The following is a 21808-nucleotide window of genomic DNA, read 5'->3' on the forward strand; positions in this document are numbered from 1 at the left end:
CGTCGTCCGTCAGGCGCCGCCGCGGCGGTTGGTGCGCCACAGCTGGTGGAGATGGCGGGCGCCCGGGCCCACGAACCGGGCGAGCATGGTGAAGAAGGGCCGCAGGTCGTCCGTGGCGAACCACGCCAGCTCCGTGCCGGTGGCGCGGGGCGGGGCGTGCGGGGTCGTGTAACCGCTGCGGCGGTAGGCGATGAGAGCGGGCAGGTCGATGTTCTCGACGACGTACCGGTGGCCCGCGCGCTGTTCGCCCTCCGGGACGGCGCGGCCGGTCAGATCGAGGTGCAGGGCACGGACGACGTCGATCCCGGACTCGCTCTCGAAGAGCCGGAACTGGGCGCCCATGCGCGGATTGAAGTCGAGCAGTTTGTACCGGCCGTCGCGGCGGTCGAAGCGGAGGTCGAGGTCGATGACGCCGGTGAAGCCGATCTGTTTGATGAAACGTGCGGCGAGGTCCGCGAGTTCCGGGTTGTCGACGACGAACGCGTTCGCCGTCATGCCCGCGTGCGGGGGCCAGGAACGCACCTTGACGCCGGTGAACAGCGCGAGGGGCGTCGAGCTCGCGTCGAAGTACGCGTGCACGATCCAGTCCTCCGCCTGCTCCCTCGGCAGGTACTCCTGGAGTATCACCCCTGGGTGGGCGCCCCAGTCGCGGGCGAGCCGGAGCAGGCCCTCCGGCGTGGGGATCCTCGTCGTCCCGCTCACCGCGGGCCGGCTTCGGCGGGTGAACGCCTCACGATTCTTGGCGACCACCGGGAAGCGCGCCGTCGCGGCGAACTTCTCGATGTCGGCGTACGAGTCCGGGAACGCGGCCGCCGGCGACGGAATGCCGTGCTCCACGCAGAGTTCGTGTAGGCCCTGTTTGCTGGCGAGCCGGCGCGGCAGGTCCCGTTCCACGCGCGGGAACAGGAACTTTCCCTCGTCGCCCAGCGCCTCCTGATGCTCGGCGATCAGCACGGCCGCCTCTTCGTCGGTCGGGATCAGGACCGTCGGCCTGCCGATCCGGCGCGCGATCCGCAGCAGGCCCTCGACGAGGCGCTCCGGTTCCTCGGCCCCGGTGGTCCGCCAGGGCACGGCCCGGTGCAGATAGCGCGAGGCCGCGGCGGGCGTGTAACGGTCCTCCGTGATCGCGTACATGGGAACGCCCAGGCGGCCCAGGCTGCGGATGGCCCCCACGCCTCCGTGATGCAGCGGATAGTCGCCGAACTTCACGATCAGGCCCGGAATGTCCCGGTCCACCCCGAAGGGAATGCCTCTGGTACGCACGGCCACGGGTCCCCCCACGTGTCCCTCTAGACCCGGACCCACCCCGTCCGCGTCCCCCGAAAGGACGCTAAGCCGGAATTGCCCGCTCCAGCAAGGCTTATCGGGACATTGCGAACTCTTTAGACACTGCCCGAACGCTCCGCTCCCACGTAACGTGTGGCCCACCCACATGGAAAGCGAGGCAGGTACGCATGTCCGAGCAGACCCCGCTCACCCCCCTCGACCTCCCCGAAGGCGACCCCTTCGGACCGCACAACCTCCCCTACGGCGTCTTCTCCCTGCCGGGCGAGTCCGCGGACTCCCGCCGGGTCGGCGTGCGCCTCGGCTCGTACGTCCTCGACGCGGGCGCCGCGGCGGCCGCGCTCGGCTCCCCTTACGTGTCCCTGCTCGCGCGGCGCACCCTGAACCCGCTGCTCGCGGCCGGCCGCACCGCCTGGTCGGACGTGCGACGCGCGCTCACCGCGTGGGTCACGGTCCCGGCCCACCGCGACACCGTGCTGCCCCTGCTGCACCCGCTCGACGACGTCACCCTGCACCTCCCCTTCGAGGTCGCGGACTACGTGGACTTCTACGCGTCCGAGAACCACGCGAACAATCTGGGCCGGATGTTCCGCCCGGACGAGGAGCCGCTGAAGCCCAACTGGAAGCATCTTCCGGTGGGTTACCATGGGCGGGCCGGCACCGTCGTCGTCTCGGGCACGGACGTGGTCCGCCCGTCGGGCCAGCGGAAGGGCCCGGCCGACCCGGTCCCCGTCTTCGGGCCGTCGGTGCGGCTCGACATCGAGACGGAGCTGGGCTTCGTCGTCGGGGCGCCGTCCGCGCAGGGCACGCCGGTGCCGCTGCCCTCGTACCGCGACCATGTGTTCGGCCTCTGCCTCCTCAACGACTGGTCGGCGCGCGACATCCAGTCGTGGGAGACGGTGCCGCTCGGCCCGCACCTCGGCAAGTCGTTCGCCACGTCGGTGTCGGCCTGGATCACGCCACTCGATGCCCTGGACGCGGCGCGGGTGGCTCCGCCGGAACGCTCGGTCCCGCTCCTCCCCTACCTCGACGACTCCGCCGCGGACGAGCCCGGCGGCTACGACCTGCACATCACGGTCACCCTCAACGGCCATGTCATCTCCCGCACTTCGTCCGCCACGCTCTACTGGACGGCGGCGCAGATGCTGGCCCACATGACGGTGGCCGGCGCATCCCTGCGCACGGGCGACCTCTACGGCTCCGGCACGATCAGCGGCACGTCCGACGACGAACGCGGCTCCCTCATCGAAATCACCTGGAACGGCCGCGACCCCATCGAACTCCCCGACGGCAAGCGGACGTTCCTCGAAGACGGCGACGTAGTCACGATGACGGCCTGGGCCCCGGGCCCGACCCCGGAGACGAGGGTCGGGATCGGAGAGGTGACGGGGAGGATTGTGGGGGTGAGGTGAGTCGGGGAGGGGTTGGGGGCATCGGTGCCGGGTCGGGGGCGTCGGTGCCGGGCTGAGTCGGCGCCGGGTCGGGGGCGTCGGCGCCGGGCCGAGTCGGTGACGTGCCGGGGGCGCCGGTTCCGGGCTGAGCCGGTGATGGGTCGAGGTCATCGGTGACGGGCTGAGTCCCTGACGGATCGCCAGCACGGCTGAGCCTGGGCTCTCAACTCCACCTGCCCGTGAGCCCCCGCCCCCGCTCGGGCCCAGCCAGGCTCCCGCCCCGGCACCCGACTCCCGGGCGCCCGGCACAGCCCGATCACCGCCCCCGCCCTGTCACCAACCCAAGTCATCCTCCGGCTCCGGCCCCAGATCCGGTTCCGGGCCCCAGTACGGCTCGGGCTCCTCGACCGGGCCACGCCCGCCCCTCACCGCAGCCGCAGCGCCGACCCCGGCGCCCGCCCCGGCCCCAGCACCAGCACCCGCCCCCGCCGCGCCACCCGGCGCCGCGTCGCTCGCCCCCGGGCCACCCGACGCACACTCCGCCAATACCCCCAGCACCCCTTCCCCCCAAGTCGCCAGCTTCTTCTCGCCGACTCCCCCGATCGTGCCCAGCTCCCGCACCGACGTGGGCCGCAGCGTCGCGATCTCGCGGAGTGTCGCGTCGTGGAAGATCACGTAGGCCGGGACGCCCTGTTCCTTGGCCTGGGCTCCGCGCCAGGCGCGCAGCGCCTCGAAGACCGGGACCAGTTCTTCCGGCAGATCGGCGGCCGCCGCCTTCGCCTTGCGTTCGCCCTTCGACCCGCGCGACCCGGCCGGCTTCTTCGGCTCCTTGCGGAACCGCACCTCGCGCTCCCTGCCGAGCACGCTCCCGCTCTCCGGCGTGAGCACCAGCGTCCCGTACTCCCCCTCGACCGCGATGAGGCCCTGGGCGAGCAACTGCCGCACCACGCCCCGCCATTCGGCCTCGGCCAGCTCCTCGCCGATGCCGAAGACGGACAGCTGGTCGTGGTCGAACTGGATCACCTTCGCGGTCCTGCGGCCGAGCAGGATGTCGATGATCTGGCCCGCGCCGAACTTCTGGCCGCGCTCCCGCTGGAGCCGCACCACCGTGGAGAGCACCTTCTGCGCGGCGACCGTGCCGTCCCACGTCTCGGGCGGGGTGAGGCACGTGTCGCAGTTCCCGCAGGCCTTCGACGCCTCCTGGCCGAAGTAGGTCAGGAGCTGGGTGCGGCGGCACGACGCGGTCTCGCACAGCGCCAGCATCGAGTCGAGGTGCGACGCGGCTCTGCGCCGGAACGCCTCGTCGCCCTCGCCGCCCTGGATCAACTTGCGCTGCTGCACGACGTCCTGGAGCCCGTACGCCATCCACGCCGTCGATGGGAGGCCGTCGCGGCCCGCGCGGCCCGTCTCCTGGTAGTAGCCCTCGACGGACTTCGGGAGGTCGAGGTGGGCGACGAACCGGACGTCCGGCTTGTCGATGCCCATGCCGAACGCGATGGTCGCCGTCACCACGAGCCCCTCCTCCCGCAGGAAGCGCGCCTGGTGGCGGGCGCGCGTGGCCGCGTCGAGCCCCGCGTGGTACGGGACGGCCTCGATGCCGTTCCGGCAGAGGAACTCGGCGGTCTTCTCGACCGAGTTGCGCGAGAGGCAGTACACGATGCCCGCGTCGCCGGCGTGCTCCTCCTTGAGGAAGGAGAGGAGCTGCCGCTTCGGGTCGGACTTCGGCACGATCCGGTACTGGATGTTCGGCCGGTCGAAGCTGGCCACGAAGTGCTTCGCGTCCGGCATACCGAGGCGCTGGGTGATCTCCTGGTGCGTGGCGTGCGTCGCCGTCGCCGTCAGCGCGATCCGGGGCACGTCGGGCCAGCGCTGCCCGAGCACGGACAGGGCGAGATAGTCGGGCCGGAAGTCGTGACCCCACTGGGCCACACAGTGCGCCTCGTCGATGGCGAAGACGGAGACCTTGCCGCGGGAGAGCAGGTCGAGGGTGGAGTCGAGGCGCAGCCGCTCGGGGGCGAGGTAGAGGAGGTCGAGCTCGCCGGAGAGGAACTCGGCCTCGACCGTGCGGCGCTCGTCGAAGTCCTGCGTCGAGTTCATGAACCCGGCGCGGACGCCGAGCGCTCGAAGCGCGTCCACCTGGTCCTGCATGAGCGCGATGAGGGGCGAGACGACGACGCCCGTACCGGGCCTGACCAGGGCCGGGATCTGGTAGCAGAGGGACTTTCCGCCGCCGGTCGGCATCAGGACGACGGTGTCCCCGCCGTCCACGACGTGCCCGATGATCGCTTCCTGCTCGCCCCGGAACGCGTCGTACCCGAAGACCCGGTGCAGCGTCTCCAGCGCGTCACTCCGCACGACCGACGCCACCCCGGACGACCCTTCCGACGCCACCTCCGACGTCCCCACCGCTCCCGTCTCCGTAGTCATCCCCGGCGCCACACCCGGCTCCGTCACCTCGCTCATGCCACCGATCCCATTCATCGCCCTGTCCCCCGTACGTCCGTACTCCGTGGTTCGACCACTGCTGCCACGATAGGGCTCCCCGCCGACAGTCCGGAAAGTTATCCACAGGCTGGGGAGCCGGTGGCCCGGAAACGCCGCCGCCCGGCACCCCCTCGCGGGGACACCGGGCGGCGGCGACCTAAGACGACCTAAGACGACCTAAGCGGATGCGTTACCGCACGAACACACTCGCCTGATTAGCCAGATCGAGGAAGTACTGCGGCGCCACGCCGAGCACCACCGTGACCGCCACACCCACCGCGATCGTGGTCATCGTCAGCGGCGACGGCACGGCGACCGTCGGGCCGTCCGCCTTCGGCTCGCTGAAGAACATGAGCACGATCACACGGATGTAGAAGAACGCGGCGATCGCCGACGAGATCACACCGATGACGACAAGAGTCCCGGCCCCGCCCTGCGCCGCCGCCTTGAACACGGCGAACTTTCCGGCGAAGCCCGAGGTCAGCGGGATACCGGCGAAGGCGAGCAGGAACACCGCGAAGACGGCCGCGACCAGCGGCGAGCGCCGCCCGAGCCCCGCCCACTTCGACAGGTGCGTGGCCTCGCCGCCCGCGTCCCTGACCAGGGTGACCACCGCGAACGCTCCGACGGTCACGAACGAGTACGCGGCCAGATAGAAGAGCACGGACGAGATACCGGCCGGCGTCGTGGCGATGACACCGGCGAGGATGAAGCCGGCGTGCGCGATCGACGAGTACGCGAGGAGCCGCTTGATGTCGGTCTGGGTGATCGCGATGATCGCGCCGCCCAGCATCGTGATGATCGCGACGCCCCACATGACCGGCCGCCAGTCCCAGCGCAGGCCGGGCAGGACGACGTACAGGAGTCGCAGGAGGGCGCCGAAGGCCGCGACCTTCGTGGCCGCCGCCATGAAGCCGGTGACGGGCGTCGGCGCGCCCTGGTAGACGTCCGGGGTCCACATGTGGAACGGGACGGCGCCGACCTTGAACAGCAGCCCCATGACGACCATGGCGACGCCGATGAGCAGGAGTGCGTCGTTCCCCATGGTGTCGGCGAGCGCCGGGTCGACGTTCTGGACGGTGCCGTCGACGACGTCGGCGATGGCCGCGTACGAGACCGAGCCCGCGTACCCGTACAGGAGGGCGATGCCGAAGAGGGTGAACGCGGAGGCGAAGGCGCCGAGGAGGAAGTACTTGACCGCGGCCTCCTGCGACAGGAGCCGCTTGCGGCGGGCCACGGCGCACAGGAGGTAGAGCGGCAGGGAGAAGACCTCCAGGGCGATGAACAGCGTCAGCAGGTCGTTCGCCGAGGGGAAGACCAACATGCCGCCGATCGCGAAGAGGGCGAGCGGGAACACCTCCGTGGTGGTGAACCCGGCCTTCACGGCCGCCTTCTCGCTGTCGCTGCCGGGTACGGACGCGGCCTGCGCGGCGAACGAGTCGACGCGGTTGCCGTGTGCCTCCGGGTCCAGGCGGCGCTCGGCGAACGTGAAGATCGCGACGATTCCGGTCAGCAGGATGACGCCCTGGAGGAACAGGGCCGGTCCGTCGACGGAGATCGCGCCCATGGCCGCGATGTGCGCCTTCGTGGTGCCGTACCCGCCGGCGGCGAGCCCGACGACCGCGGCGAACGCGGCGGCCAGGGCGACGACGGCGAGGAACGCCTGGACGTAGTACCGGGACCTGCGCGGCACGAACGCCTCGACGAGGACCCCGATGACCGCCGCACCGATGACGATCAAGGTGGGCGACAATTGGCCGTATTCGATCTTCGGCGCTTCGATCTTCAGAATCGGATCGGCCGCCGTTGTCCACAGGCTGTGGACAGCTGCTGCGCTCACTTGGCCGCCTCCACCGCAGGCTTCGGGTCCGTCTTGTGTACGTCGGACAGGGTGTGCTGGACCGCCGGGTTCACCAGGTCGGTGACCGGCTTCGGGTAGACGCCCAGAAAGATCAGGAGGGCGATCAGCGGGAAGACCACCGCGAGTTCACGCGCCCGCAGGTCGGGCAGCTTCGACACCGACGGCTTCACCGGGCCCGTCATCGTCCGCTGGTAGAGGACGAGCGTGTAGAGCGCGGCGAGGACGATGCCGAACGTCGCGATGATCCCGATGACCGGGTAGCGCGCGAACGTGCCGACCAGGACCAGGAACTCGCTCACGAAGGGCGCTAGCCCCGGCAGCGACAGGGTCGCGAGGCCGCCGATCAGGAACGTGCCGGCGAGCACCGGGGCGACCTTCTGCACGCCTCCGTAGTCCGCGATGAGGCGCGAGCCGCGGCGCGAGATCAGGAAGCCCGCGACCAGCATCAGCGCGGCCGTCGAGATGCCGTGGTTGACCATGTACAGCGTCGCGCCCGACTGGCCCTGGCTCGTCATCGCGAAGATGCCGAGGATGATGAACCCGAAGTGCGAGATCGACGCGTACGCGATCAGGCGCTTGATGTCCCGCTGGCCGACCGCGAGCAGCGCGCCGTAGACGATGCTGATCAGGGACAGGACGAGGATGACCGGCGTCGCCCACTTCGACGCCTCCGGGAAGAGCTGGAGGCAGAAGCGGAGCATCGCGAACGTGCCGACCTTGTCGACCACCGCCGTGATGAGGACGGCCACCGGAGCGGTGGCCTCCCCCATCGCGTTCGGCAGCCAGGTGTGCAGCGGCCACAGGGGCGCCTTCACCGCGAAGGCGAAGAAGAAGCCGAGGAAGAGCAGCCGCTCCGTGTTCGTCGCCATGTGGAGCGAACCGTTGGCCCGCGCGGCGACGATCTCCTGGAGGGAGAAGTTCCCCGCCACTACGTAGAGACCGATCACGGCCGCCAGCATGATGAGGCCGCCGACGAGGTTGTAGAGGAGGAACTTCACGGCGGCGTACGAGCGTTGGGCCGCCGCGTTCTCGTCGCTGCCCGCGTGGGCGCGGTCTCCGAAGCCGCCGATGAGGAAGTACATCGGGATGAGCATGGCTTCGAAGAAGATGTAGAAGAGGAAGACGTCGGTGGCCTCGAAGGAGATGATCACCATCGCCTCGACGCCGAGGATCAGGGCGAAGAAGCCCTGCGTCGGCCGCCAGCGCCCCGCAGCGAAGCTGCTGAGAGACTCAGCTCCCGTCTCTTGCGGGTCGGCGTCGTGCCAGCCCGCGAGGATCACGAACGGGATCAGCAGGGCGGTGAGCGCGATGAGCGCCACTCCGATGCCGTCGACCCCCAGCTCGTACCGCACCCCGAAGTCCTTGATCCAGGCGTGCGATTCGGTGAGCTGGTAGCGGGCGCCGCCGGGCTCGAAGCGCGCGAGCACGACCGCGGTGAGCCCGAGCGTGGCGAGCGAGACGAGCAGCGCGAGCCACTTCGCCGCGCCGCGCCGCGCCGCCGGGACGGCGGCCGTGGCGACGGCTCCCACGGCGGGGAGCGCCGCCGTCGCTGTCAGCAGAGGAAACGACATTGCTATCAGACCGCCCTCATCAGCAGGGTCGCGGCGACGAGGATCGCCGCACCGCCGAACATCGAGACGGCGTACGAGCGGGCGTAGCCGTTCTGGAGCTTGCGCAGCCGGCCGGAGAGTCCGCCCATGGAAGCGGCCGTGCCGTTCACCACCCCGTCGACCAGGGTGTGGTCCACGTAGACGAGCGAGCGCGTCAGGTGTTCGCCGCCGCGGACCAGGACCACGTGGTTGAAGTCGTCCTGGAGGAGGTCGCGGCGGGCGGCCCGGGTGAGCAGCGAGCCGCGCGGGGCGAGGACCGGGACCGGGCGGCGACCGTACTGGACCCAGGCGATCGCGACGCCGATGACCAGGCACACCATGGTGGCGCCGGTGACCGCGGCCGCACTGAGCGGCGAGTTCCCCTCGGAGTGACCGGTGACGGGCTCCAGCCAGTTCACGAAGCGGTCGCCGATGGCGAAGAAGCCGCCCGCGAAGACCGAGCCGAACGCGAGGATGATCATCGGGATCGTCATGTTCGACGGGGACTCGTGCGGGTGCGGCTCGTGGCCGTCCGCGTCGGGCTGCCAGCGCTTCTCGCCGAAGAACGTCATGATCATCACGCGGGTCATGTAGAACGCGGTGATGGCCGCGCCCAGCAGCGTCACCGCGCCGAGGATCCAGCCCTCCGTGCCGCCCTTCGCGAACGCCGCCTCGATGATCTTGTCCTTGGAGAAGAAGCCGGACAGACCGGGGAAGCCGATGATCGCGAGATAGCCGAGCCCGAACGTGGCGAACGTGATCGGCATGTACTTCCTCAGGGCGCCGTACTTCCGCATGTCCACCTCGTCGTTCATGCCGTGCATGACCGAACCGGCGCCGAGGAAGAGGCCCGCCTTGAAGAAGCCGTGCGTCACGAGGTGCATGATCGCGAAGACGTAGCCGATGGGACCGAGGCCCGCGGCGAGCACCATGTAGCCGATCTGCGACATCGTCGAGCCGGCCAGCGCCTTCTTGATGTCGTCCTTCGCGCAACCGACGATCGCACCGAAGAGGAGCGTGACGCCGCCCACGACGACCACGACCAGCTGGGCGTCCGGCGACGCGTTGAAGATCGTGCCGGAGCGGACGATCAGGTAGACGCCGGCGGTCACCATCGTCGCGGCGTGGATGAGGGCCGAGACCGGGGTCGGGCCCTCCATCGCGTCACCGAGCCAGGACTGGAGCGGCACCTGGGCCGACTTGCCGCACGCGGCGAGCAGCAGCATCAGGGCGATGCCCGTCAGGGTGGCGCTGCCGCCCTGATGCGCGTCCGCCGCCTTCAGGACCGGCGCGAAGGCGAACGTCCCGAACGTGGTGAACATCAGCATGACGGCGATCGAAAGGCCCATGTCGCCGACGCGGTTGACCAGGAAGGCCTTCTTCGCCGCGGTGGCCGCGCTGGGCTTGTGCTGCCAGAAGCCGATCAGGAGGTACGAGGCGAGGCCCACGCCCTCCCAACCGACGTACAGGAGCAGGTAGTTGTCGGCGAGGACCAGGAGGAGCATCGCCGCGAGGAACAGGTTCAGGTAGCCGAAGAAGCGGCGGCGCCGCTCGTCGTGCTCCATGTAACCGATCGAGTAGATGTGGATCAGCGTGCCCACACCGGTGATCAGGAGCACGAACGTCATCGACAGCTGGTCCAGCTGGAAGGCGACGTCGGCCTGGAAGCTCTCTACGGGGATCCAGGTGTACAGGTGCTGGGTGAAGGTGCGGTCGTCGGCCGGCTTGCCGAGCATGTCGACGAAGAGGACGACACCGATGACGAAGGAGGCGGCCGCGAACAGCGTGCCGAGGAGGTGGCCCGTACGGTCCAACCGCCGTCCGCCGCACAGCAGTACGGCCGCTCCGAGCAGTGGCGCCGCTACCAGCAGCGCGATCAGGTTTTCCACTGTGCAGCGACCCCTTACAGCTTCATCAGGCTGGCGTCGTCGACCGAGGCCGAGTGGCGGGAACGGAACAGCGACACGATGATCGCGAGCCCGACCACGACCTCCGCGGCGGCGACGACCATCGTGAAGAAGGCGATGATCTGGCCGTCGAGATTGCCGTGCATCCGGGAGAACGCGACGAACGCGAGGTTGCACGCGTTGAGCATCAGCTCGACGCTCATGAACACAACGATCGCGTTCCGCCTGATGAGCACGCCGGTGGCGCCGATCGTGAACAACAGGGCGGCGAGATACAGGTAGTTGACCGGGTTCACTTCGACGCCTCCTCGGTCCTCTCAAGGCGCTCGGCAGAGCGCTGCTCCAGGGCCTTCAGGTCGCCGATGGCTTCATCGGACACGTCGCGGATCTGGCCGCGCTGGCGCAGCGTCGCGTTGACCGTGAGCTCGGACGGGGTGCCGTCGGGGAGCAGGCCCGCGATGTCCACCGCGTTGTGCCGGGCGTAGACACCCGGGGCCGGCAGCGGCGGCAGGTGCTTGCCCTCGCGCACGCGCTGCTCGGCCAGCTCGCGCTGGGTCTTGGCCCGCTCGGTGCGCTCGCGGTGCGTGAGCAGCATCGCTCCGACGGTGGCCGTGATCAGCAGGGCGCCGGTGATTTCGAAGGCGAAGACGTACTTCGTGAAGAGGAGGGCGGCGAGGCCCTGCACGTTCCCCCCGGCGTTCGCCTTGCCGAGGCCGTTGAACTGGTGGAGCGAGGCGTTCGCGATGCCCGCGATCAGCAGGATCCCGAAGCCCAGTCCGCACAGCAGGGCCAGCCAGCGCTGGCCCTTGATGGTCTCCGTGAGGGAGTCGGCGGCGGTGACACCGACGAGCATGACCACGAAGAGGAACAGCATCATGATCGCGCCGGTGTACACGATGATCTGGACGACGCCCAGGAAGTAGGCGCCGTTGGCCAGGTAGAAGATCGCGAGGACGATCATCGTCGCGGCGAGGCACAGCGCGCTGTGCACGGCCTTCTTCATCAGGATCGTGCACAGCGCGCCGATGACGGCGACGGTGCCGAGGACCCAGAACTGGACGGCCTCACCGGTGGAGGCGTCGGCCGCGAGAGTCGCCGCGGCGGCGAGCCGGCTCATGCGTCCGCCCCCTCGTTCTCCGGCTTCTCCGCTTCGGGCTTCTCGCCCTTGGAGACCGCGACCTGACGCACCGTGCCGGGCGCGGCCTCGGTCACCAGGCCCCGGTAGTAGTCCTGTTCGTCCGTGCCGGGGAAGATCGAGTGGGGCGTGTCGACCATGCCCTCCTCCAGGCCGGCGAGCAGCTGCTCCTTGGTGTAGATCAGGTTCTCGCGGCTGCTGTCGGCGAGTTCGAACTCGTTCGTCATCGTCAGCGCGCGCGTGGGGCACGCCTCGATGCACAGCCCGCAGAGGATGCAGCGGGCGTAGTTGATCTGGTAGACGCGGCCGTACCGCTCGCCCGGCGAGTAGCGCTCCTCGTCGGTGTTGTCCGCGCCCTCCACGTAGATCGCGTCGGCGGGACACGCCCACGCGCAGAGCTCACAGCCGACGCACTTCTCCAGGCCGTCCGGATGACGGTTGAGCTGGTGCCGGCCGTGGAAGCGCGGGGCCGTGGTCTTGGGCTGCTCCGGGTACTGCTCCGTCAGCCGCTTCTTGAACATGGCCTTGAAGGTCACAGCGAAGCCGGCCACGGGATTCTGGAAACCGGGCTCGGTCCGCCCGCCCTCCTTGGATTCCTCAGCCATGGGACGCCTCCTTTCCGTCACGAGATCCGTCACCATTTCCGTCACTGTCAGTATCCGGTCCACCACTGACAATCAACTCGCGCTCGCTGCGCGGGCGTCGGCGCGGCACGGCCTGCGGGGTCTGGCCGGGCAGCGGCGGGACCGGGAAACCGCCCGCCATCGGGTCGAAGGCCGGGGGCTCGGCGGACGCCTCCCGCCCCGCGCGCTCCTTGGCGCCGCGGTCGCGGAACATGTCGACGACGAACGAGAGCAGCAGCAGGGTGAGGACTCCGCCGCCCACGTACAGGGCGATCGAGGCGAAGTCGTAGTTCTGGTTCTTCAGGGTCCGCACGGTGGCGACGAGCATCAGCCAGACCACCGAGACCGGGATGAGGACCTTCCAGCCCAGCTTCATCAGCTGGTCGTAGCGCACACGCGGGAGCGTGCCGCGCAGCCAGATGAAGAAGAACAGCAGGAGCTGGACCTTGATGACGAACCAGAGCATCGGCCACCAGCCGTGGTTCGCGCCCTCCCAGAACGTCGACACCGGCCATGGGGCCCGCCAGCCGCCCAGGAAGAGCGTCACCGACACGGCCGAGACCGTCACCATGTTCACGTACTCGGCGAGCATGAACAGGGCGAACTTGATCGACGAGTACTCGGTGTTGAAGCCGCCGACGAGGTCGCCCTCGGACTCCGGCATGTCGAAGGGGGCGCGGTTCGTCTCGCCGACCATCGTGATGATGTAGATCACGAACGAGACCGGCAGCAGGATCACGTACCAGCGGTCGTGCTGCTGGGCGACGATCTCCGACGTGGACATCGACCCCGAGTACAGGAACACCGAGGCGAAGGCGGCGCCCATCGCGATCTCGTACGAGATCATCTGCGCGCAGGACCGCAGACCGCCGAGGAGCGGGTACGTGGATCCGGAGCTCCAGCCCGCGAGGACGATGCCGTAGATGCCGACCGAGGCGACCGCGAGGATGTAGAGCATCGCGATCGGCAGGTCGGTGAGCTGCATCGTCGTGCGCTGGCCGAAGATCGAGATCTCGTTGCCGGCGGGCCCGAAGGGGATCACAGCGATCGCCATGAAGGCCGGGATGGCCGCGACGACGGGCGCCAGGACATAGACGACCTTGTCGGCGCGCTTGACGATGACGTCTTCCTTGAGCATCAGCTTCACGCCGTCGGCGAGCGACTGGAGCATTCCCCAGGGGCCGTGGCGGTTCGGGCCGACGCGCAGCTGCATCCAGGCGACGACCTTGCGCTCCCACACGATGGAGAAGAGCACGGTCACCATCAGGAAGGCGAAGCAGAAGACCGCCTTGATCGCGACCAGCCACCAGGGGTCGCGGCCGAAGAGCGAGAGGTCTTCGAGAGCGAGCGGCATCATGACTGCACCTCCTTGGCCTCGTCGATGCCCGCGGCGCCGATCCGGACGAGTTCGCCCGGGACGGCTCCCGTGTCGGAGGCGACGCCTCCGCCGGTGGAGTTCAGCGGAAGCCACACCACGCGGTCCGGCATCTCCGTGACCTGGAGCGGGAGCCGTACCGTTCCGGCCGGTCCCGTGACGGCGAGTTCGTCGCCGTCCTTGACGCCCACTTCGGCGGCCGTCGCGGCGGACACGCGCGCGTGGGCCGCGTGCCGCGTCCCGGCGAGCGCGTCGTCGCCCTCCTGGAGGCGGCCCTGGTCGAGCAGGAGCCGGTGCCCCGCGAGGACGGCCTCGCCGCCTGCGGGCCGCGGCAGCTGCGCCGCGGTCTCCTGCGGTTCGGTGGCGCGCGGCCCGGTCCAGCCGCCGAGCCGGTCCAGCTCACCGCGCGCGGACCGCAGATCGGGCAGCCCGAGGTGTACGTCCATGGCGTCGGCGAGCATCTGCAGCACGCGCGCGTCGGTGGGCGCCAGGGTGCGCGTCATCTGGTCGGGCTTGAGCGCGGCCTCGAACAGCCGTGCCCGGCCTTCCCAGTTGAGGAACGTGCCCGCCTTCTCGGCGACCGCGGCCACCGGGAGCACGACGTCCGCGCGGTCGGTGACCTCGCTGGGGCGCTGCTCCAGGGAGACGACGAACGCGACCTCGCGCAGCGCCTCACGCGCGCGTGCCGGGTCCGGCAGATCCGCGATCTCAACACCGGCGACGACCAGAGCCCGCAGCTCGCCGCCCGCGGCGGCCTCGACGATCTGGCCCGTGTCGCGCCCGTAGCGGTGCGGGAGTTCGGACACGCCCCAGGCGGCGGCGACCTCCTCACGCGCGCGTGGGTCGGTGGCCGGGCGTCCGCCGGGCAGCAGCGACGGCAGCGCGCCCGCCTCGATTGCGCCGCGCTCACCGGCCCGGCGCGGAATCCAGACGAGCTGGGCGCCGGTCGCGGTCGCGGCCCGTACGACGGCGGTCAGGGCGCCCGGCACCGCGGCGAGCCGCTCGCCGACGACGATCACGGCGCCTTCGCCGCGCAGCGCCTCGGCCGCCTCCGCGCCGCCCTCCTCCAGGCCGAAGCCGGAGGCGAGCGCGTCCAGCCACTCGGTCTCGGTGCCCGGAGCCGCCGGCAGCAGCGTGCCGCCCGCCTTCTCCAGGCCGCGCGTCACGAACGGGGCGAGCCCGAACGTCCGCTGACCGTGCCCGCGCCACGCCTTGCGCAGCTTCAGGAAGACGCCGGGCGCCTCCTCCTCGGACTCGATCCCGACCAGAAGGACGGCGGGCGCCTTCTCCAGGGAGGTGTACGTGACACCGACGCCGTCAAGGTCACGCCCGCGTCCGGCGACCCGCGCGGCCAGGAAGTCGGCCTCTTCACTGCTGTGCACGCGCGCGCGGAAGTCGATGTCGTTCGTGGCGAGCGCCACGCGCGCGAACTTGCTGTACGCGTACGCGTCCTCGACGGTGAGCCGGCCGCCGGTGAGGACTCCGGCACGGCCGCGGGCGGAGGTGAGTCCGCGGGCCGCGATCTCCAGGGCCTCGGGCCAGGAGGCGGGCTCCAGGACACCCTCAGAGTTGCGGACGAGCGGCGTGGTCAGCCGGTCGGGCTTCTGCGCGTAACGGAACCCGAAGCGGCCCTTGTCGCAGATCCACTCCTCGTTGACCTCGGGGTCGTTGGCCGCGAGGCGGCGCATGACCTTGCCGCGCCGGTGGTCGGTGCGCGTCGCGCAGCCACCCGCGCAGTGCTCGCACACGCTCGGCGACGACACGAGGTCGAACGGACGGGAGCGGAAGCGATACGCCGCCGAGGTCAGCGCGCCGACCGGGCAGATCTGGATCGTGTTCCCGGAGAAGTACGACTCGAAGGGGTCGCCCTCGCCCGTGCCGACCTGCTGGAGCGCGCCGCGCTCGATCAGCTCGATCATCGGGTCGCCCGCGATCTGGTTCGAGAACCGGGTGCAGCGCGCACACAGCACGCACCGCTCACGGTCGAGCAGCACCTGCGTCGAGATCGCGACGGGCTTCTCGTACGTCCGCTTCTTGCCCTCGAAACGGGAGTCGGCCTGGCCGTGCGACATGGCCTGGTTCTGCAGGGGGCACTCGCCGCCCTTGTCGCAGACCGGGCAGTCCAGCGGGTGGTTGATGAGGAGCAGCTCCATCACACCGCGCTGCGCCTTCTCGGCGACGGGCGAGCTGAGCTGGCTCTTGACCACCATGCCGTCGGTGCAGGTGATGGTGCAGGACGCCATCGGCTTGCGCTGGCCCTCGACCTCGACGATGCACTGGCGGCAGGCGCCGGCGGGGTCGAGGAGGGGGTGGTCGCAGAAGCGGGGGATCTCGATGCCGAGCTGTTCGGCGGCGCGGATGACCAGGGTGCCCTTGGGCACGCTGATCTCGATGCCGTCGATGGTCAGCGAGACGAGATCTTCCGGCACCGCCGCCGCTTCGCCGCCCCCGGAGGGAGCGCCTGTGGTTACCGTCATGCGTTCACCTCCGTGCGCTGGTCCGCCCAAGCCGTCGACTTGGCGGGGTCGAAGGGGCAGCCCTTGCCCGTGATGTGCTGCTCGTACTCCTCGCGGAAGTACTTGAGCGAGGAGAAGATCGGGGACGCGGCGCCGTCGCCGAGCGCGCAGAACGACTTGCCGTTGATGTTGTCGGCGATGTCGTTCAGCTTGTCGAGGTCGCTCATCGAGCCCTTGCCGGCCTCGATGTCGCGCAGCAACTGCACGAGCCAGTACGTCCCTTCACGGCACGGCGTGCACTTGCCGCAGGACTCGTGGGCGTAGAACTCGGTCCAGCGGGTGACCGCCCGGACGACGCAGGTCGTCTCGTCGAAGCACTGGAGCGCCTTGGTGCCGAGCATCGATCCGGCGGCGCCGACGCCCTCGTAGTCGAGGGGCACGTCGAGGTGCTCGTCGGTGAACATCGGTGTCGAACTGCCGCCCGGGGTCCAGAACTTGAGGCGGTGGCCCGCACGGATGCCGCCGCTCATGTCGAGGAGCTGGCGCAGCGTGATGCCGAGCGGCGCCTCGTACTGGCCGGGGTTGGTGACGTGCCCGCTGAGCGAGTACAGCGTGAAGCCCGGGGACTTCTCGCTGCCCATCGTCTTGAACCAGTCCTTGCCGCGATTCAGGATCGCGGGAACCGACGCGATGGACTCGACGTTGTTGACAACAGTGGGGCACGCGTAGAGGCCCGCGACGGCAGGGAAGGGGGGACGGAGTCGCGGCTGGCCACGGCGGCCTTCGAGCGAGTCGAGCAGTGCGGTCTCTTCACCACAGATGTACGCGCCCGCGCCCGCGTGCACGGTGAGTTCGAGGTCGAGTCCGCTGCCCAGGATGTTCTCGCCGAGGAAGCCCGCCGCGTACGCCTCGCGCACGGCCTCGTGCAGCCTGCGCAGCACGGGGACGACTTCACCACGCAGATAGATGAACGCGTGCGACGAACGGATCGCGTAGCACGCGATGACGATGCCCTCGATGAGGCTGTGCGGGTTCGCGAAGAGGAGCGGGATGTCCTTGCAGGTCCCAGGCTCCGACTCGTCGGCGTTGACAACTAGATAGTGAGGCTTGCCGTCGCCCTGCGGGATGAACTGCCATTTCATGCCGGTGGGGAATCCGGCGCCGCCGCGTCCGCGGAGGCCGGAGTCCTTCACATAGGCGATGAGGTCGTCCGGCGACATGGCGAGTGCCTTGCGCAGGCCCTCGTAGCCGTCGTGCCGCCGGTAGACGTCGAGGGACCAGGACTTCTCCTCGTCCCAGAACGCGGAAAGCACCGGCGCCAGCAGCTTCTCCGGGCTGGTGTCGTTGTTGTCGATCTCGGCTGCCAAGGTCATCACTCCCCCTCCTGACCGGGTCGGCCCGCTGCTGACTCGTCTCCGGGGGCCTCGTCGCGCGGATGGACCACGCGCGCGCCGGCTGCCGTCTCGCCCTTGGCGAGCCGGAGCCCGATCAGGGACGCGGGTCCGGCGCTGCCGCTCGCCTCGACGGCGCCCTCGCGCTCGTCCGGGAAGCCGGCCAGGATCCGCGCGGTCTCCTTGAAGGTGCACAGGGGGGCACCGCGGGTGGGTGACACCGGCGCCCCCGCGCGCAGGTCGTCGACGAGCTGCCTGGCGGACTCGGGGGTCTGGTTGTCGAAGAACTCCCAGTTGACCATCACGACGGGGGCGAAGTCGCAGGCCGCGTTGCACTCGATGTGTTCGAGGGTGACCTTGCCGTCCTCGGTCGTCCCGCCGTTGCCGACGCCCAGGTACTCCTGGAGGGACTCGAAGATGGCGTCGCCGCCCATCACCGCGCACAGCGTGTTGGTACAGACGCCGACCTGGTAGTCGCCGCTGGGGCCGCGCCGGTACATCGTGTAGAAGGTGGCGACGGCCGTCACCTCGGCGGTGGTCAGGCCGAGCATGTCCGCGCAGAACTGCATACCGGTGCGCGTGACATGGCCCTCGTGCGCCTGCACGAGGTGCAGCATCGGCAGCAGCGCGGAGCGGGAGCCGGGGTAGCGGGAGATGATCTCCTTCGCGTCCGCCTCCAGACGTGCGCGTACGTCGTCCGGGTAGTCGGGCGCGGGCAGTTGCGGCATACCCAGGCTGACGCCCTGGCCCTGTTCGGAAGGAGTGGTGGTCACCGGTCGACGCCTCCCATCACGGGGTCGATGGACGCGACGGCGACGATGACGTCGGCGACCTGGCCGCCCTCGCACATCGCCGCCATGGCCTGCAGATTGGTGAAGGACGGGTCCCGGTAGTGGACCCGGTAGGGGCGGGTTCCGCCGTCGGAGACGACGTGCACCCCGAGCTCTCCCTTGGGTGATTCGACGGCGGCGTAGGCCTGCCCGGCGGGGACCCGGAACCCCTCGGTCACCAGCTTGAAGTGGTGGATCAGGGCCTCCATGGAGGTGCCCATGATCTTCTTGATGTGGTCGAGCGAGTTGCCCAGGCCGTCCGGGCCGAGCGCGAGCTGCGCCGGCCAGGCGATCTTCTTGTCTTCGACCATGACCGGGCCCGGAGCCAGCCGGTCCAGACACTGCTCGACGATGCGCAGCGACTGGCGCATCTCCTCCAGGCGGATCAGGAAGCGCCCGTAGGAGTCGCAGGTGTCGGCGGTCGGGATCTCGAAGTCGTAGGTCTCGTATCCACAGTACGGCTGCGCCTTGCGCAGGTCGTGCGGGAGGCCGGCGGAGCGCAGGATCGGTCCGGTGGCGCCGAGGGCCATGCAGCCGGTGAGGTCGAGATAGCCGACGTCCTGCATACGGGCCTTGAAGATGGGGTTCCCGGTGGCGAGCTTGTCGTACTCGGGAAGGTTCTTCTTCATCTTCTTCACGAACTCGCGGATCTGGTCCACCGCGCCGGGCGGCAGGTCCTGGGCGAGTCCGCCGGGCCGGATGTACGCGTGGTTCATGCGCAGGCCGGTGATCAGCTCGTAGATGTCGAGAATGAGTTCACGATCACGGAATCCGTAGATCATGATCGTCGTGGCGCCGAGTTCCATGCCGCCGGTGGCGATGGCGACGAGGTGCGACGACATCCGGTTCAGCTCCATCAGGAGCACCCGGATGATCGACGCCCGGTCGGGGATCTGGTCCTCGATGCCGAGCAGCTTCTCGACGGCGAGGCAGTACGCCGTCTCGTTGAAGAACGGCGTCAGGTAGTCCATGCGCGTCACGAACGTGGTGCCCTGCGTCCACGTGCGGTACTCGAGGTTCTTCTCGATGCCGGTGTGCAGGTAGCCGATGCCGCAGCGGGCCTCGGTGACCGTTTCGCCGTCGATCTCCAGGATCAGGCGGAGCACACCGTGGGTGGACGGGTGCTGCGGGCCCATGTTGACGATGATGCGCTCGTCGTCGGCCTTGGCCGCGGACTGGACGACCTCGTCCCAGTCGCCGCCGGTGACCGTATATACGGTCCCCTCGGTCGTCTCGCGGGGCGATGCAGAAGGAGTAGACATCAGGAGTACGACCTCCGCTGGTCCGGAGCCGGGATCTGGGCGCCCTTGTACTCGACGGGAATGCCGCCGAGGGGGTAGTCCTTGCGCTGCGGGAAGCCCTGCCAGTCGTCCGGCATCATGATCCGCGTCAGCGCCGGGTGGCCGTCGAAGACCAGGCCGAAGAAGTCGTACGTCTCGCGCTCGTGCCAGTCGTTCGTCGGATAGACCTTGACCAGCGAGGGGACGTGCGGATCCGCGTCGGGGGCGCTGACTTCGAGGCGGATCAGGCGGTTGTGGGTGATCGAGCGCAGGTGGTAGACGGCGTGCAGCTCGCGGCCCTTGTCGTCCGGGTAGTGCACCCCGCTGACGCCCGTGCAGAGCTCGAAGCGCAGGGCAGGGTCGTCGCGCAGGGTCTGGGCGACGACCACGAGGTACTCGCGTTCGATGTGGAAGGTGATCTCGCCGCGGTCGACGACGGTCTTGTCGATGGCGTTCTCGGGGACGAGGCCCTGTTCCTCCAGGGCACCCTCCAGCTCGTCCGCGACCTCGTCGAACCAGCCGCCGTACGGCCGGGACGCGGCGCCCGGCAGCCGTACGGAGCGGACGAGGCCGCCGTAACCCGAGGTGTCGCCGCCGTTGTTGGCGCCGAACATGCCGCGCTGGACGCGGATCTCCTCGCCCTGGTCGCCGCGCATCCCCGGGAGGTTGGCCGCGCTGAGGTCTTTCTCGGGGTTGACCCCTTCGCTGTTCGCGTCGCTCATCGCAGCAGCCCCTTCATCTCGATCGTCGGGAGCGCCTTGAGCGCCGCTTCCTCCGCCTCGCGGGCCGCCTCCTCGGCGTTCACGCCGAGCTTGGAGGTCTGGATCTTCTGGTGGAGCTTGAGAATCGCGTCCATCAGCATCTCGGGCCGCGGCGGGCAGCCGGGGAGGTAGATGTCCACAGGGACGACGTGGTCGACGCCCTGCACGATCGCGTAGTTGTTGAACATCCCGCCCGACGAGGCGCACACGCCCATGGAGATGACCCACTTGGGGTTCGGCATCTGGTCGTAGACCTGCCGCAGGACGGGCGCCATCTTCTGGCTCACGCGTCCGGCGACGATCATCAGGTCGGCCTGCCGCGGTGAGCCGCGGAAGACCTCCATGCCGAAGCGCGCCAGGTCGTAGCGGCCCGCGCCCGTCGTCATCATCTCGATGGCGCAGCACGCGAGGCCGAACGTGGCCGGGAAAACGGATGACTTGCGCACCCAGCCCGCGGCCTGTTCGACGGTGGTCAGCAGAAAGCCGCTCGGCAGCTTTTCTTCGAGTCCCATGGCTTAAGGCCCCTCAGTCCCATTCCAGGCCGCCGCGCCGCCATACGTACGCGTACGCGACGAAGACGGTGAGCACGAAGAGCAGCATCTCCACGAGCCCGAAAACACCCAGGGCGTCGAAGGTGACGGCCCAGGGGTAGAGGAAGACGATCTCGATGTCGAAGACGATGAAGAGCATCGCCGTCAGGTAGTACTTGATGGGGAAGCGCCCGCCGCCGGCCGGCGTGGGGGTCGGCTCGATGCCGCACTCGTAGGCTTCAAGCTTGGCGCGGTTGTACCGCTTTGGACCGATAAGCGTGGCCATGACCACGGAGAAGATCGCAAAGCCTGCCCCGAGGGCTCCCAGTACGAGGATGGGCGCATACGCGTTCACCGCTCCTCGCTCCTCTCAGTCGGCACTGACTGCTGGCGGTTGGGTCGGACCCGCTCCCCAACTCCGCGCGGCCGATCCTCAGGAAGATCGCCCCCATGTGAAGCAGGTCACAAGCCCAACTGCTTCGCAGTCTATGCCCGCCGGTCTGTGATCTGCGACACGGCTACCGACAGCGGCTTTGTGATCTCCACCACCAGACGAAGGATCATGAAGCCGGATGAGCAGTGATCTTCATACGCGAAGCACCTGAGTGATCACGAGAGGTGACATCTTGGTCCGTTATCGCAGGTAGAAGCGCTGACCCACTATCAAGAGACAGTCCGTACGGGCAAATTGGCGCTGGACACGACTCGCTGATAGTGAACGGCGTTCACACATCAGGGGGAGGTGCGCGTACGTAAGTGGACGTGCGCGCATCCGCGCCCGCGGCGACCGACCCCGAGGGCCGCCCACTTCGTGACCTGCGTCACATGGGCCGTTACCTTTTAGAAACCGGGCTTGGCCATCGGTACCAACGAGTGGTAGGTCGCGGGCAATTCGGGCTTTTCGCGGAAAG

17 protein-coding genes are annotated in these 21808 nt (G+C 69.3%); 1 reads left to right on the forward strand and 16 read right to left on the reverse strand.

Going from position 1 to position 21808, the window contains the following annotated elements:
• Positions 1-9: 9 nt before the first annotated feature.
• Positions 10-1269: an ATP-grasp domain-containing protein gene (locus ABZ893_RS25395; protein ID WP_361407598.1), complete on the reverse strand. Its 1260-nt coding sequence runs from the start codon at positions 1267-1269 to the stop codon at positions 10-12.
• A gap of 185 nt (positions 1270-1454) precedes the next feature.
• Between ABZ893_RS25395 and fahA the strand changes: the two genes are divergently transcribed.
• Complete coding sequence (fahA, locus tag ABZ893_RS25400; protein WP_361407600.1) at positions 1455-2696, forward strand: fumarylacetoacetase; 1242 nt, start codon at positions 1455-1457, stop codon at positions 2694-2696.
• Between the two features lie 312 nt (positions 2697-3008).
• Here fahA and recQ read toward each other — a convergent pair whose 3' ends face one another.
• The 15 genes from recQ to ABZ893_RS25475 form a co-directional block, all read right to left on the reverse strand.
• The gene (gene recQ / locus ABZ893_RS25405) at positions 3009-5138 is read right to left on the reverse strand and encodes a DNA helicase RecQ (RefSeq protein WP_361407602.1); all 2130 of its coding nucleotides are present in this window, start codon (positions 5136-5138) and stop codon (positions 3009-3011) included.
• Between the two features lie 211 nt (positions 5139-5349).
• Positions 5350-6999 carry an NADH-quinone oxidoreductase subunit NuoN gene (gene nuoN / locus ABZ893_RS25410; protein WP_361407604.1) on the reverse strand — a complete coding sequence of 550 codons (1650 nt, stop codon included), beginning with the start codon at positions 6997-6999 and terminating at the stop codon, positions 5350-5352.
• Positions 6996-8591 carry an NADH-quinone oxidoreductase subunit M gene (locus ABZ893_RS25415; protein ID WP_361407606.1) on the reverse strand — a complete coding sequence of 532 codons (1596 nt, stop codon included), beginning with the start codon at positions 8589-8591 and terminating at the stop codon, positions 6996-6998. Before ABZ893_RS25415 ends, nuoN begins: the two co-directional genes overlap by 4 nt.
• Positions 8592-8596: 5 nt before the next feature.
• Entirely contained in the window at positions 8597-10498 is a 1902-nt protein-coding gene (gene nuoL, locus ABZ893_RS25420; RefSeq protein WP_361407608.1) for an NADH-quinone oxidoreductase subunit L, read from the reverse strand.
• A gap of 14 nt (positions 10499-10512) precedes the next feature.
• Positions 10513-10812 carry an NADH-quinone oxidoreductase subunit NuoK gene (nuoK, locus tag ABZ893_RS25425; RefSeq protein WP_361407610.1) on the reverse strand — a complete coding sequence of 100 codons (300 nt, stop codon included), beginning with the start codon at positions 10810-10812 and terminating at the stop codon, positions 10513-10515.
• Positions 10809-11633, reverse strand: coding sequence for an NADH-quinone oxidoreductase subunit J (locus ABZ893_RS25430; RefSeq protein WP_361407612.1), 825 nt, complete (start codon positions 11631-11633; stop codon positions 10809-10811). The genes nuoK and ABZ893_RS25430 overlap by 4 nt, the downstream gene beginning before the upstream one ends.
• Entirely contained in the window at positions 11630-12256 is a 627-nt protein-coding gene (nuoI, locus tag ABZ893_RS25435; RefSeq protein WP_361407614.1) for an NADH-quinone oxidoreductase subunit NuoI, read from the reverse strand. The genes ABZ893_RS25430 and nuoI overlap by 4 nt, the downstream gene beginning before the upstream one ends.
• Entirely contained in the window at positions 12249-13631 is a 1383-nt protein-coding gene (gene nuoH / locus ABZ893_RS25440; RefSeq protein WP_361407616.1) for an NADH-quinone oxidoreductase subunit NuoH, read from the reverse strand. The genes nuoI and nuoH overlap by 8 nt, the downstream gene beginning before the upstream one ends.
• Entirely contained in the window at positions 13628-16126 is a 2499-nt protein-coding gene (locus ABZ893_RS25445) for an NADH-quinone oxidoreductase subunit G (protein WP_361407618.1), read from the reverse strand. The genes nuoH and ABZ893_RS25445 overlap by 4 nt, the downstream gene beginning before the upstream one ends.
• On the reverse strand, positions 16123-17481 hold the full coding sequence (gene nuoF / locus ABZ893_RS25450) for an NADH-quinone oxidoreductase subunit NuoF (protein WP_361407620.1): 1359 nt from the start codon (positions 17479-17481) through the stop codon (positions 16123-16125). Before nuoF ends, ABZ893_RS25445 begins: the two co-directional genes overlap by 4 nt.
• Positions 17478-18269 (reverse strand): NADH-quinone oxidoreductase subunit NuoE, encoded by a 792-nt coding sequence (gene nuoE / locus ABZ893_RS25455; RefSeq protein ID WP_361407622.1) that lies wholly within the window; start codon positions 18267-18269, stop codon positions 17478-17480. Before nuoE ends, nuoF begins: the two co-directional genes overlap by 4 nt.
• The gene (locus tag ABZ893_RS25460; RefSeq protein WP_361407624.1) at positions 18266-19588 is read right to left on the reverse strand and encodes an NADH-quinone oxidoreductase subunit D; all 1323 of its coding nucleotides are present in this window, start codon (positions 19586-19588) and stop codon (positions 18266-18268) included. Before ABZ893_RS25460 ends, nuoE begins: the two co-directional genes overlap by 4 nt.
• Positions 19588-20328: an NADH-quinone oxidoreductase subunit C gene (locus ABZ893_RS25465; protein ID WP_361407626.1), complete on the reverse strand. Its 741-nt coding sequence runs from the start codon at positions 20326-20328 to the stop codon at positions 19588-19590. Before ABZ893_RS25465 ends, ABZ893_RS25460 begins: the two co-directional genes overlap by 1 nt.
• On the reverse strand, positions 20325-20879 hold the full coding sequence (locus ABZ893_RS25470) for an NADH-quinone oxidoreductase subunit B (RefSeq protein ID WP_016640165.1): 555 nt from the start codon (positions 20877-20879) through the stop codon (positions 20325-20327). Before ABZ893_RS25470 ends, ABZ893_RS25465 begins: the two co-directional genes overlap by 4 nt.
• Positions 20880-20892: 13 nt before the next feature.
• Positions 20893-21252 carry an NADH-quinone oxidoreductase subunit A gene (locus ABZ893_RS25475; protein ID WP_007383963.1) on the reverse strand — a complete coding sequence of 120 codons (360 nt, stop codon included), beginning with the start codon at positions 21250-21252 and terminating at the stop codon, positions 20893-20895.
• Between the last annotated feature and the right edge of the window lie 556 nt (positions 21253-21808).

The sequence above is a fragment of the Streptomyces sp. NPDC046821 genome (genome assembly GCF_040645335.1).
In the GTDB taxonomy this organism is placed as follows: domain Bacteria; phylum Actinomycetota; class Actinomycetes; order Streptomycetales; family Streptomycetaceae; genus Streptomyces.